The organism is Nocardia tengchongensis (assembly GCF_054781395.1).
This window is the reverse complement of record NZ_BAAGUM010000001.1, coordinates 197482-210653: the sequence shown is the minus strand read 5'-3', so window position 1 is coordinate 210653 and position 13172 is coordinate 197482. Positions and strand designations below refer to the sequence as shown.

Below are 13172 nucleotides of genomic sequence, written 5' to 3'. Positions count from 1 at the left end.
ATGTGTAACAAGCGGTTTGATGTAACTCCGCGGGCCGGTTGGCAATTCATCGGCAACTGGTCATTTGACCTGAGCGGGCGCTCACTTGTTTTGACATCCGGGATTTTTCTCGAACAGTCGTGTATTCGTTCTGAATTCGACAGCGATATAGACGGCTGCCGGCCGATGCCTCTCCGGCAGCGGATTCGCGAGCGGCGACTACGAACTCACCGGCTGACGCAGCGGACGTCCCCATCCACGGTCTGGTCCACGACCGTGAACGGCGGGCACTGCCGCAGGTTGCCCCACTCGCCGTCGATGCACGAGTCGTAGGTGCGCGGATCCTCGGTCGGTACGCGGGTGCCGGAGTGGCATCCCTCGCTCGCCGGTGCGGCCGCCGCGAAGCCCGCGCCCGCGACGGGGGCGCTCAACGCGAGACCGGTGACAACGATCCCGATTGCCACTCGACGGCGATTCATCGACCTTCCACCTCTCCTCGGTGCGACTCGTCCTGAGCACTTCGCTCAGTATGACGATCGGTCTACCTAGGAGTGAAGCCGACAAGTGTCACACTTGCCCCGACCGGCGTTCGGCAGCCGTCGAGCCATGATTCGAGTCACAGCGGGGAGGTCCCGGCAGGTCAGCGACAGCGGCCGCGGAAGGCGCCCAGGTCGACGGCCTCGGCCATGGCCCGGTACCCGGCGGGGTTGGGGTGCAGATTGTCGGCGCCGGCGTAGCGGGGTGCGAGGACCTCGGGGTCGGCGGGATCGCGGAGTGCGGCATCGAAATCTATGACGCTGTCGGAGCGGGTCTGGCTCCGGATCCACGCGTTGACCCGCTGCCGGACCGGTGCGGCCAGGGGGAGGGTGGCGATGCCGTCGGAGAGCGCGTTGCCCGCGGGCAGCAGCGTGCCGAGGTGCACGGCGAGTCCGGCGGCGTGCAGTTGCACGATCAGATCGGTGTAGCCGGCCACCAGCTGGTCGTAGTCGACGCCGATCGGGACGCCGAGATCGTTGATGCCCTCGAGCACGATGACGTCGCTGACGCCGGCGCGGTCGATGGCGTCGCGCTGCAGGCGGGCCACACCCGCCGGGCCGAACTGCGGGATCAATCCGTCTCGGGTGACGCGGTTTCCGCTGATGCCGGCGTCGACCACGGTGAACGGCAGGCCCGCCTCGTCCAGGCGGTGTTGCAGGAAGTCGGGGTAGCGCGCATTCCGGTCGACCACGGCGGGGTCCTGCGGAACGCTCAGATATGTCCCGCCGACGTAGCCGTCGGTGATCGAATCACCGAACGCGACAATGGTCGACACGGTCGCGGGGGCGCGAACATCGAGGCCGGACAGGAACGGCATCGAGGTGGTGCTCAGCGGCAACGCCGCGCCCGAGGGATCGGCGGCGGCGTCACCGGCCAGCGGAAGGCTGTAGTAGCTGGTCGCATTCGCGTTGAAATGTTCGGTCGGCAGCACTGCCAGGCCCGGCGCGTACACACTCACCGCCAGCGGCTGGAAAGCCTCGAACGACAACGCGATCGGATCGCTGACCACCTCTCCACCCGCGGGAACGGTGACCCCGGAACTCCCGCCGAAACTCACTTCCCGCACGGTGTCCGCCCGCACCGTCGCCCCCGCGGCCTGCTCGGCAATGGTGACGTGCGCGAATTCGACCGGCACCGGCCGATTCTGGTTGCTCAGGTGAATCCGCACCTCCGACCCGCCCCGATGCGGAGTGGCGATCAACCGGAAGGTCTGCCCGCCCACGACCACCTGCGGCACCATCGACGGATCCGCCACCCCGAAGGTGTCCGACGGCGCCGCCATCCACCCGCTCACCCACTGCGGCCCCTCGCATCCCGCCGTCTCGGCCCCTGCGGTCCCGACCGGCCCCCCGACCGCCATCGCCGCCAGTACCGCCGCCGACACCGCGGCACCGGAATTGCGCACACCCCACCCACGAGAAGCCATAGCGACCACCATCACCCCACTGATCTGGACATTCCGGCCAACGTAACCGCCGATGATCGACACTGCGGGCGATTCCAGCCAATTTCCTCTCAGCCGACGGTCACCCAGCAGGGGAGTGGTTCGCGCGCCGCCACCCATTCCTCCGGGACGCCGCGAATGCCCCCGCGCTCCCCGATTCCGGTGCGCGCCGCCACGATTCCGCCGACGATGGCCGCGGTGGTGTCCGCATCCCCGCCCGCCTCGACACACGCCGTCACCGCGGCCGGGTAATCATCGAGGAAGGTGGCCGCCGCCCACAGCGTGAAGGGAACCGTGTCCTGCGCGGTGACCTGTGCGCCGTTGCCGAGTTCGTACGCGGCCTCGGCAACCGACCGGCCCAGCAGCCCGCGGGCCCGCCGCACGCCGTCGGCAGTCCGGCTGTCCACGAGATAGGGCTCCACCACCGCGAGCAATTCCGCTGGACCACAGCCGCTTCCGCGCGCCGCCGCGGCTCGGCTCGCGGCGACCGCGACCACCATCGCCCCGATGATCGCCTCGGCATTGCGATGCGTCACCTCCGCCGACAGCGCGGCCTGCGCCGCCACCCGATCCAGTTCTCCGGGAAACGCCGCCCCCAGCGGAGCGACCCGCATCGCCGCGCCGTTCCCCCATGACCCACGCCCGTCGAACAGGGCTCCGGCCGCGTCGGCCCACGGCCGCCCGTCCCGAATCTGGTGCAACAGTGCGACGGTGCCGCCGCTGTACCCGCGATAGGGCTCGCATCGATCCGCGAACGCCGCCGCCAGCGCATCCCGATCGATGCACCCGCGGACACGGATCTCCTCGAACACCGTGCAGGCCATCTCGGTGTCGTCGGTCCATTCCCACGGAGGAGCGGGTGGTTTTCCGGCGATCAGATCAGGGAGGGAACGACCGGGCACAAAGAATTGCGCCCCCAGCGCATCACCGACGGACAGTCCTTCGAGGCTGTCCCGGGCAGTATCGAGTTGCAATGACATACGGGCCGACATCTTGCCGATCACCGTGGTTTGTTGCAACCAAGGTCCCGTTGGGCCTGAGTAATCGCAGGTAGAAAAATGATTGGCCGGTGGCCGACGGGGTCTGTTAGCGTGCTGCCTACCGTGACATCAGGCGAGGAGGTGAGACCCGTGCACACAGTACCGATGTGGGGGCTCCCCCTCGTGGTCGCGGAGAGGCGTACGAAGTAGTCGTCGCCGGGAGCGCCTGTACGAGTAGGCAATCCCGAAAGGTGACGACCGATGAATACGAATTCTGTAGATATCAGCCGAGTCGAATCGACTCGATGGGAAGCCGTGGATAACGACCTGGTGGTCGGGCACGGCGAAGTCTCGCAACGGCCCGACGGGCGGCTGTTCGTCAGCATCGATGCCTGGCACGACCAGGTCTTCGATCAGATCGCCGCGGCGATGCTCGCCACCCTGCGCCGGCCACTGCACACCGTGGTCGACGAGGCCGATGGCGGACTGCTGTCCTGTTGGGGGCGAGCGGGTTTCGTGACCCGGCGACGCGAGTGGGAGTACCTGGTGACCACCGATCCCGGCGCCACCGGGTTGGGGGCCGTGACACCGCCGCCGGACATCACCGTGGTGCCGGCGGGGAGCGCTGCGGAAGAACCGCTGCGTGTAGTCGACCGGGTCATTCGCGACGAAGTCGAATCGACGGTCGGCTGGCAGGAGATGCCCGCCGAAATCCTGCGCGGGCCCGGCGGTGACACCGTGGTGGATCCCTCGCTGTACGTGGCTGCGGCACAGGCCGATCGCTACGTCGGACTGCTGCGTGTCGTGCAGGTGACTCGCCTGCCGCGCCTCGGTCTGATCGCGGTGCGGGCCGATCAGCGGCGTCGCGGTATCGGCCGGGCCATGCTGGCCCAGTCGCTGGGCGCGTTGCACGGTCGCGGAATACCCACCGCGACAGCCGAAGTCAACGAATCCAACGCGGCGGCCATGGCGCTGTTCGAGAGTATCGGCGCGCGTCGCGTGGCCGGCAATCTGGAACTGGTGCTGCGATGACCAATCCCGGGAAGAAAGGCAAGGGCATCGAGATCGAGGGCACCGTCGTCGAGTGCCTGCGCAATGCCAGCTTCACCGTGGAGCTGCCGAACGGCCACCAGGTACTGGCCCATATCAGCGGCAAGATCCGCAAGAACTACATCAAGATCTTGCCGCAGGACCGGGTGCTGGTGGAGCTGAGTCCCTACGACCTGACCCGGGGCCGGATCCTCTTCCGGTACCGGAACTGACGGCCGCGGGGGCGGCGATTCGCCGCCCCCGCACCGGGATTCAGCTCAACCGGTAGGTGTCGAGGGCGTTGGTGCGGTAGAAGTACTCCGCTTCCTGCTCGGTGGCGTCGGTGGCGACGGCCTGGTCGACGGTGGCGACCAGGTCGGTGTAGCTGCCCGCCATCGAGTCCACCGGCATGTTGGAGGCGAACATCAAACGTCGCCAGCCCCACAGCGCCACACTGGATTCCAGCCAGTATTCGACCGTCGGCCAGGACAGATCCCGGCAGATCAGTCCGAAGCCGGACAGCTTGCACAGCCACTGGGTCTCCTTGGCCGCCAGCGAGATCGCGTTGTGCCAGGCGGTGCGGGCCTCGGCGGAACGCCCCTGCGGGAAGCCCAGGTGCTCGAGGACGACGCGCAGGTCGGGGTAGCCGGCCAGGAAGTCGATCCAGTCGAGGATCTCGCCGGGCTTGGCGACCAGGTCGAAGACCACGTCGTGTTCCTGCAGCCAGCCCGCAATGGTGTCGGCGGCGGGAGTGTTCGGTGAGAGGCCCGCGAAGGCTCGTACACCGCGCAGGCGCGGGCTGCGCGCCTGCTGGTCGAGGTGGTCGATCAGGTCGGCGGCGGGCAGGGCCGGGTCGATGCCGCCCACGATGGCGAATGGCCGCGGGTCGGCGTCGGCGATGCCGTCCACCCAACGGGTTTCGGCCAGATAGGCGTGCGGCGCGGTGGTCGCGGACACGTGCACGAGCCCGTCCACCCGGACCGGGCCCAGGTCGCGGTCGTAATCGGCCGGTAGAAAGTTCTGCGCGATCTCGGGTTTTCCGGCATCGACGAACCTCGCCAGACTCGGGTACCAGGCGTGTGCGCTGGTGTCCCACAGGTGCATGTGGGCGTCGACGAGGGGGACGGTGGGCATGTTGGCTACTCCTGGACCATGGTGATGCCCCCGGCGCCGCTCGCGTGCGCCGGGATGGCTTTTTCCAGATCCATGAATAGTCGGTCAGCGGGAATTGTGCGACACGATGTCGGCGATTCGGGTGCGGAACGCCTCCGGGGAGAAGGTCGCGGCGTGCTTGCGAATGGTTTCGGCGTGGTAGGCGGCAGGGTCGAAATCGCGCATGGCGCGCGCGAATCCGGCGGTCACCGCCGCGTCGGAGCCGGCCGGGACGTGCGCACCGGAGATGCCGGGGACCACGGTGTCCAACGCGCCGCCCTCGCCGACCGCGAGCACCGGTGCGCCGCAGGCCATGGCCTCCACCGGGACGATGCCGAAGTCCTCGACGCCGGGCATGAGCAGGGCGCGGCAGCGGCGGTACATGTCCTGCAGCACGTCGTCGGAGGCCGCGCCGAGGAAGGTGGTCTCGGGGCCGGCGAGGGCTTCCAGCTGCTGGCGGTAGCGGCCGTCGCCGAGGATGACCAGGCGCACCCCGGCCTGCTGTGCCGCGCGAATCGCGAGATCGGGGCGCTTGTAGGGGACCAGGCGGCCCGCGAACAGGAAGAAGTCCTCCCGCTCGACGCTGGGGTCGGGGGCGAAACGGGCCACGCGCACCGGCGGATTCACCACCGAGGCGGGCAGTCCCCACCAGTCGCGGACCCGGTCGGCGACGGCCTGGGAATTGGCCACCACGTGCGCCAGCCGCGGCGCGGCGCGCAACTCGTTGCGCCGCGCCAGGGCGCCCAGGACCATCAGCGCCGCCTGCCCGGCGCGCCCGCCGACCTCACGCTCGCGGAACGCCTTGTCCCACGCCCACCGTGCCGGGCTGTGCACGTAGGCGATCACCGGTGCGGTGGTCGCGAACGCCGCCTGGGTCGCGAAGGCGTGATGGCTGACGACCACCGCGTCGTAGGAGTCACGCAGCGGCAGCGTGCGAAACGCGCGCGGCGCGAACGGCAGCAGCGGTGCGTGCGAGCGCCGCCCGCTCGCCGCGTAGGCCCGCGACAGCCAGGTGTCGCGCACCGGTTCCGCCGCCGGGTCACCCGCCGTGGGCTCGAGTCCCGCGGCGGTGAGCAGCGCGCCGGTGCATTCCGGGTCGGCGATGGGCGCGAAAACCGGTGCGCCGGGCCAGGTCTTCATGAATTCCGCGACCACGGCCTCGGAGCCGCCGTACTCGGTGAATCGCTCGTGGACCAGGGCGATCCGGGGTGCCGACATCAGCAGACTCTCCTCGGTCGATCCGCCAGCCGGCGCGGTGCGGCGGTGCGCCGCAGCGCCGGAGCCACCGGCCGCCCCGCGAGCAGGCCCGCGACCGTGCCCTGTTCGAGGGCCTTGCGGTAGGTCTTGGCCGCCGACTGGCAGGCGTCGATGGTGTGGTCGATATCGGCGTCGGTGTGCGCCGCCGAGTTCACGAACGACTGGCCCAGCACGCCGCGATCGAGCAGCTCCTGCAGGAACAGCGTCCGGAAGGGCTGGGAGGCAATGCCTTCGGGATCCCGGGTGAGGAACACCAGACACGACGGGCGGCCCGCCACCTCCAGGTACTCGGCGATCCCCAGGTCCGAGGCGATGGCATTGACCCCGGCGGCCAGGCGGCGGCCCGCCGCCTCCATGCGCGCCACCGGATCGCTGCTCCGGTAGGTCTGCACGACCGCCCGGAAGGCGGCCAGCGACGCGGTCTCCGGCCCGTGCGTGGTGGACAGCAGGAAGACGCGGTCGGCTTCGGTGCGCAGCCCGCCGAGCTCCATGTACTCCCGCTTCCCGGCCAGCGCCGAGAGCGGGAAGCCGTTGGCCATCGCCTTGCCCCAGCACGACAGGTCGGGGACCACGCCGTAGAGCTGTTGCGCCCCACCGGCGGACCAGCGGAACCCGGTGATCATCTCGTCGAAGATCAGCAGCGTGCCGTGCCGATCGCACAGTGCGCGCACGCCTTCGAGGAAGCCGGGCGTGGGATCGGCCAGGGCTGTGGCCTGTTCGAGGATCACGCAGGCGATGTCGTCGCCGCGCAACGCGTCCTCGAGGGACTCCATGTCGTTGTAGCGGAACTTCACCGTGGCGGCGGGCGGGATTCCCGCGTTCATCTCGGTGACCCCGATGAACCAGTCGTCGACCGAGAAGAACGGTTGATCGCAGATCGCCACCGTCTCGCGTCCGGTCACCGCCCGCGCCAGCCGCACCGCCGCGGTCGTGGTGTCGGAGCCGTTCTTGGCGAACTTCACCATGTCCGCGCCCGGCACCAGGCTCAGGAAGTCCTCGGCCGCCAGCAGTTCCAGCTCGGTGGGGCGGGAGAAGTTGACGCCGTCGGCGATGGTGCGCGCGACCGCGTCCACCACCGGAGCGAACCCGTGGCCCAGCGTCACCGAGCGCAGTCCCATGCCGTATTCGACGTACTCGTTGCCGTCGGCGTCCCAGACCCGGGCGCCGTTGCCGCGCACCAGGATCGGGGCCATCCGTTCCGGATACTGGTCCGCGCCACGGGCGTAGGTGTGCGCGCCGCCGGGCACCAGGTCGTGCAGGCGCGCCTGCAGGTCGTTGCTGCGCCGGTAGTCACGCATGCTGATCACCGCCGGCGGTGATGGCCCAAAGCTCGTGGTCGCCGCGCTGTCCGTCGAGTCCGGTGTAGCTGCGCATGGTTCCCTCCTGATGCAGTCCCGCCGCGGCGGCGACCGCGGCCGATGCGGTGTCTCCGGCCGCCACGGCCGTGTAGACGCGGAACAGTCCGAGCTGTTCGAAGGCGTAGGTCAGCAGGGCCCGGGTGGCCGCCGTCCGGACGTCGTCGCCGGCGCGGGCGGGATCGGCCCAGAGCTGGATGCGGGCATTGCGATCGAACAGGTCCAGATCGAAGAGCCGGGCGGTGCCGGCATAGACGCCCGCGGCATCGAGGACGAACAGCAGACCGGCGGGAGAGCGGACACCCGCTGCGCTGAGGGCGATTTCGCGCAGCCACGCCGTTCCGCTGCTACCGATTCCGTCGGACGGGAGCGGCCCGGCGTTACGCACCGCGGCCGTCCGGGCGGCGCCGTCGGCGGGCCGGGCGGAGCGCAGCACCAGCCGGTCGTGGCCGGGCAGCCGTAACAGCACCGGCCGGGCGGGCAGTAGCTGCTGCGCGGCCCGCCACAGCTGCCCGCACCGATAGCGGGCCAGGACGCCGAATACCGTTGCGGCATCCGGGATATGGTCATCGTGCGAGACCGCCGCGGAAGCGCCGGGAGCCGTCGTGGAACCGGCGGGGGGCGGCGGCGGGGTCCGGTGTTGCAGGGTCCGCTCGAGCCACATCTCGGTGAATCCCTTGGGCGGGATCTCCGCCCGCGTCATCGACCAGAGATCGTGGTCGGCGCGCGCCCCGCCCACGTCGAAGTGCAGTCGCATGCGTCCCTCGCGCACGAACCCGATCTGCACCGCGCCGCTGGTGGCCGCCGCGTTGCCGGGGGAGATGGGTGCGTTGACGCGTTCCAGACCCAATGCGTCGAAAGCGAAGTCGAGGATCAGTCCCGCCGCGATGCCGCCGAAGCCGTGCCGGCCCAGGCGCGCGTCGATCCAGATCCCCATCTCGCCCTGTTTGGCCCGGACGTCGATATTGCCGATCTCCACCTGCCCGGCGAAGCGGCCGTCGATCTCGATGACGGTGGCGACCCGCCGCCCGGTGCGGGCATTGGTGGCCGCCTCCAGACACTCACGCACCCAAGCCTTCTCGGTGTGGCGGTCGGCCCAGCTCAGCGGTGAGGTGTGCCAGAACGGCTCCAGGCAGGCCCGATCGCGCAGCCGCAGCTCCCGCCACTGCGAGAAGTCGCTGTAGCGCGGCAGCCGCAGCAGCAGGGTGCTGCCGTGCAGTCGTGCCGGGCCCAGTCGCAGCGCGGTCGGCGTCCCCCTCACGAGTGCGGCCGCTGCTTCCCCAGCGAGGTGGTCTTGACCGCGCCGTCGGTGCCCACCGACATGCGCCAGTACACCCCTGCCGAATCCTTCAACACGATTCCCCCTTCGCTGCGGTCGGACAGATAGGCCCCGCTGTTCAACACGGCCGACAGCACCGACCCGTCACGGTCCTGCACCTGGAAGATGTCGGCGCCCGGCGTATAGGCCTGCGCCACCGTGGTTCCGGCGAAGCGCGCCCCGTGAATGGCGCCGCGGCCGATCACATGCCAGCCGTCCGGGAACGACCTGGGATCCACGTCGTCGAACGAGCCGGAGATCAGGTTGATCGCGGTGCCCTCGGCCACGCCCTTGGGATCGACCCGCACCTCGATCGGCGGCGCGTCGAGATCCGGGTCGAACTGCACATTGGCCAGATACGGCTGGCGGCAATGGATCAGGTCCAAGCACACCTTGCGCGCGGCCACCTTGCAGTTGACCAGACCGAACTGGGCGGGCCCGCCGGCCGGGCCGCCGATCGCGAGCGCGGTGTCGGCCCCTTCGAACCAGACATTGGTCAGCCACCAGTCATTGGCGGGACCGTCGACGAACACGTGCTTGTCGGTGGTGCGGGGATCGTTGTCGGAGACGAATTCGACGTTGGCCATGGCCAATCCGGCATTGTGATCGCCGCCGGTGCCCAGCACCCCGATGCGGTTGTTGGTGAGCTTGGACGAGGTCACGTAGTTCTGGATGCAGGAGGTGACGATGCCGAAGCCGAAATTGTTGATGTCGGAGTTGATGACGGTGGTGCCGCCGGTGTTGCGGTCCAGCACCAGTCCGCGCTGTTCCTGGAATCGGGGCGCGTTGTCGCTGAGGTGATTGCCGCGCAGCACCACCGAGTCGAAGGTGCAGCGGAAGCATTCCGAGAGCCGGACCGCGGTCGCCTTCGCACCGGAGAAGTAGAAACCCAAGCGGGAGAAGCGGACCCGCTGCTTGCGTTGCAGGGTGATGAAGGTGTCGTCGCCGTCGTAGTTGATGGTGGTGACGTCGGCCCCGTCCCCGAGCACGGTCGCGTAGTCCGCGAGCGCCGGGAAGCGGGTCAGCGTGTACTGCCCGGCCGGGATGTAGAGCACCAGCGGCTTGTCGGTGACGGCCGCGGCGCGGGCGAACGCCTCGGTGTCGTCGGCCTTGCCGTCCCCGACCGCGCCGAAATCCTTGACGTTGCGGGCCGCGGGCTGATCGGTCACGTGCGGGGAGCGAAATTCCGTTCCCTCGGAATCGTTCTTCGAGCACGCGGCCGCGACCGGCAGGACGGCCGCGGCGCCCAGCCCGGCCATGAGCAGCCGCCGTCGCCGCACGGCGGCGTCCCGCCGGTCCTGCGGCGTCCCCGCGCCGCTCGAATTCGCGTCGTCGCCCGTCCCCATGCCGGCGTCGTGTCCCCCGCGCCCGTCGATCACCGCTTCACCAGGTCGAGCGGATGCTTCACCATGTCGCCCACGCTGCGGTGCGGCCGTGAGAAGACGACGGTGCCGATCATCCGCTTGTTGTCGACACCGAACGTGGCGACCGCGCCGCGCACCTGATTGGAGGTGGTCTGGCCGAGCTCGATGATGCCGATGGTGGCGTCGCAGCGCCGGGCCAGTGCGATGGCGTCGGCCGCCGCGGTGACCGGCGCGCACTCCACCAGGATGTGGTCGAATTCGCTGCGCAGCTTGGACATGATGTCGGAGAAGCGCTCCGAGTCGAGCAGGTCGGGGGTGCGGAAGTCCATGCCGCCCAGCGGGAGCACATTGATGCCCACCTCCGGCCAGGCCACCACCGCCGACGACGGAGTCGCGCTGTTGCGCAACAGTTCCGCGAGCCCGGCCGACGCGGCCGCCGGACTGCGGCGGGTGGAGCCCTGCCCGGTGGTGTCGGCGTCCACCAGCACCACGCGCGCGCCGGTGTCGGCGAAGGTGCGGGCCAGCCCGATCGCCACGTCCGGTTCCGAATGCGGGGACAGCGAGGTCATCAGCAGGCTGACCAGCCCGGGATCCTCGGTGAGCCGGGTGCGCAACCGCCGCAGCTCGCCGGCCGCGCCGGGCCGCCCGTCGTCCACGATGCCCAGGATCGGCATCGGCAGAAAGGCTTCCAGCTCGGTGGAGGTGCGCACCCGCTTGTCGAGTTTGTCGCGCACGATGGCCGCGCCGAGGCCCAGCGCCAATCCGGCGAGCAGGCCGAGGATGTAGAACCGCTTCTTCTGCGGGGCGCTGGGCTGGGTCGGGGTCTGCGCCTTGTCGATGACCTCGGCGCGGGCGGCGGGCGCGGCGTCGGTCTGGGTGACCTCGAGTTTCGAGACCAGCGCCCGGAACTGGGAGACCACCTCGTCGGCGAGGATGCGCGCCCCGGCCGCGGTCGAGTCCTGCACCGTGATGATGATGATCGTGGTCGCGGGCGGCGAGACCGCGGTGATCCGGCCGCGCAGGTCGTTCACCGAGGACTTCAGGCCCAGCTGGTCGTGCACGAAGGTGACGACGGTGACACTGTTGGCGAGATCCACATACGAGCGCACCCGCTGCTGCGCGGCCAGCCCGCCCTGATAGGAGTCGTTGACCGAGGTTCCGGTCGCCATGGACACGTACACCGAACTCGACGCCGTGTACTCGGTCGGCAGGGTGCTCGCGTAGCCGTAGGCCGCCCCCGTGCAGAGCACCACCGCGGCAACGATTATCGGCCAGCGCCGCCGCAGCAGCCGCCAGTAGTCGATCAAACCCATTGCGCCGTCCTCGTTTTCCCGGATGGAACCGGAGCCCCCGGCAGCTGTTCCATTCGTCTTCGGAATTCACCAACAACCAGATACGCCAGCCACGCCAGCACCACGGCCTGCAAGTATTTGCCGAGCATCTCGACCGTGCCCAGCACGCCGCGCTCGAACAGCACCGGCACCTCGATCACCGACAGGCCCAGGATGGCCATGGCCAGGTACCGGCTGTAGAGGGCCCGGATCCAGATCAGCAGCAGCACGAAGGTGATCGTGACCCCCACCGCGACCCCGATGTAGCCGCCCAGCACGTAGCCCTCGTTGATATTGCCCTCGGCCAGCGACACCTCCACCGTCGACATGTCCACCGACCGGCCGCGCACCTGCTCGGCCCAGGCCGCGCCGGATCGGAACTTCTCCGCGCCCAGCAGCTGGGTGGGGATCAGGCTCTGGAAGGCGTGCAACGCGACTTGGGGCGGGGTGAGCCAGGAATCGGGGCCCGCGAACCAGGAGTCGGTGGCGGCCTCGAGCAGATCGAAGCGGCGCAGCATGCTGAGGAACGGCTGCACCACGGCCGGATACTGCGCATCCACTTGCGCCGCTTCGGCTTTGGCGGCGGTATCGGTCTTGAGTGATTGCAGCCAGCCGAAGCCGCCCAGGGCCAGGGCGATGATGCTGAGTACGCCGACCACATTGCGCCGGGTCCAGCCGGTCATGGCGAACCGCACGGCGATGGCCAGGGCCGCGCCCATGATCGGGGTCTTGGACTGCACGGTCGCGGTCCACACCAGTTCACCGCCGACCAGCGCGCCCACCACCAGCGCGGTGCTGCGACCGGATTCGTTGCGGTAGAACACGATCAGGCCGACCGCGCCCAGGGTCGCCAGAATGGTGACCAGGTTGATGAGCGGGTTCGGGCTCTCCAGCTCGCCGGCCTTGCCGGTGGAACCGGTGGCGTAGGCGGCCAGCCGACCCAAGGTGCCGATGCCGTAGAGCAGGAACAGGGTCTGGGTGAAGACCGGGTCGCCCGCGAAAGGCGCTGTGCGCGGGGTGGACTCGTGCGGTCGCAGGCGCACCCACAGCACGTAGGCGATGATCAGGCCGGTGTAGAGCCACAGCCCGAAGATCACCGGCTGCAGCACCGCGGCGATGCCCTCGTCGTATCCGTACTCGTAGAGCCGGGGATCGGGCACATTGTCGCCGAAACCGGGGACGGGTTTGACCCACAGCAGCACCACCGGCCGCGCGATGTAGGACAGCGACCAGTGCGCGGTCTGCGCGATGAGGAACACCCGGGCCACGCCGGGCAGGAACATCGCGGCCACGACGATCGTCGCCAGGGCTGCGGCGACGAGGAACACGGCGAACTGAGCGGAGGCCATCACTCTCCCATCACCCCCTTATGTCCGACGGGGCGGCCGCGGTGTTACCCGCTTGCAGGGCTGATGTTTTCGGCCGT

General features: G+C 69.5%; 12 protein-coding genes. 2 read left to right on the top strand and 10 right to left on the bottom strand.

What is annotated here, in order from left to right; all coding sequences use genetic code 11:
- Positions 1-206 precede the first annotated feature (206 nt).
- From ACYVKL_RS00960 to ACYVKL_RS00950, 3 genes are all read right to left on the bottom strand, one after another.
- A complete protein-coding gene (locus ACYVKL_RS00960; RefSeq protein ID WP_379170204.1) occupies positions 207-458 on the bottom strand; it encodes a hypothetical protein in 252 nt (83 codons plus the stop codon).
- Between the two features lie 161 nt (positions 459-619).
- Complete coding sequence (locus ACYVKL_RS00955) at positions 620-1942, bottom strand: GDSL-type esterase/lipase family protein (RefSeq protein WP_379170202.1); 1323 nt, start codon at positions 1940-1942, stop codon at positions 620-622.
- An 89-nt stretch (positions 1943-2031) separates the two neighbouring features.
- A complete protein-coding gene (locus tag ACYVKL_RS00950) occupies positions 2032-2940 on the bottom strand; it encodes an ADP-ribosylglycohydrolase family protein (RefSeq protein ID WP_379170200.1) in 909 nt (302 codons plus the stop codon).
- A 261-nt stretch (positions 2941-3201) separates the two neighbouring features.
- Here ACYVKL_RS00950 and ACYVKL_RS00945 point away from each other — a divergent pair, with 261 nt between their 5' ends.
- Positions 3202-3972: a GNAT family N-acetyltransferase gene (locus tag ACYVKL_RS00945; protein WP_379170198.1), complete on the top strand. Its 771-nt coding sequence runs from the start codon at positions 3202-3204 to the stop codon at positions 3970-3972.
- On the top strand, positions 3969-4202 hold the full coding sequence (gene infA / locus ACYVKL_RS00940; RefSeq protein ID WP_357200941.1) for a translation initiation factor IF-1: 234 nt from the start codon (positions 3969-3971) through the stop codon (positions 4200-4202). Before ACYVKL_RS00945 ends, infA begins: the two co-directional genes overlap by 4 nt.
- Before the next feature lie 40 nt (positions 4203-4242).
- On the opposite strand, the gene ACYVKL_RS00935 is transcribed toward infA, so the two are convergent.
- From ACYVKL_RS00935 to ACYVKL_RS00905, 7 genes are all read right to left on the bottom strand, one after another.
- Positions 4243-5103: an amidohydrolase family protein gene (locus tag ACYVKL_RS00935; RefSeq protein WP_379170196.1), complete on the bottom strand. Its 861-nt coding sequence runs from the start codon at positions 5101-5103 to the stop codon at positions 4243-4245.
- An 84-nt stretch (positions 5104-5187) separates the two neighbouring features.
- Positions 5188-6339 (bottom strand): glycosyltransferase, encoded by a 1152-nt coding sequence (locus ACYVKL_RS00930; protein WP_379170194.1) that lies wholly within the window; start codon positions 6337-6339, stop codon positions 5188-5190.
- The gene (locus ACYVKL_RS00925) at positions 6339-7676 is read right to left on the bottom strand and encodes a glutamate-1-semialdehyde 2,1-aminomutase (RefSeq protein WP_379170192.1); all 1338 of its coding nucleotides are present in this window, start codon (positions 7674-7676) and stop codon (positions 6339-6341) included. Before ACYVKL_RS00925 ends, ACYVKL_RS00930 begins: the two co-directional genes overlap by 1 nt.
- Complete coding sequence (locus ACYVKL_RS00920; protein WP_379170190.1) at positions 7669-8994, bottom strand: GNAT family N-acetyltransferase; 1326 nt, start codon at positions 8992-8994, stop codon at positions 7669-7671. The genes ACYVKL_RS00925 and ACYVKL_RS00920 overlap by 8 nt, the downstream gene beginning before the upstream one ends.
- Positions 8991-10310: a glycosyl hydrolase family 28-related protein gene (locus ACYVKL_RS00915; RefSeq protein ID WP_379170658.1), complete on the bottom strand. Its 1320-nt coding sequence runs from the start codon at positions 10308-10310 to the stop codon at positions 8991-8993. The genes ACYVKL_RS00920 and ACYVKL_RS00915 overlap by 4 nt, the downstream gene beginning before the upstream one ends.
- A 116-nt stretch (positions 10311-10426) precedes the next feature.
- Positions 10427-11728 carry a Wzz/FepE/Etk N-terminal domain-containing protein gene (locus tag ACYVKL_RS00910; RefSeq protein ID WP_379170188.1) on the bottom strand — a complete coding sequence of 434 codons (1302 nt, stop codon included), beginning with the start codon at positions 11726-11728 and terminating at the stop codon, positions 10427-10429.
- Positions 11719-13095 (bottom strand): hypothetical protein, encoded by a 1377-nt coding sequence (locus ACYVKL_RS00905; RefSeq protein WP_379170186.1) that lies wholly within the window; start codon positions 13093-13095, stop codon positions 11719-11721. Before ACYVKL_RS00905 ends, ACYVKL_RS00910 begins: the two co-directional genes overlap by 10 nt.
- Between the last annotated feature and the right edge of the window lie 77 nt (positions 13096-13172).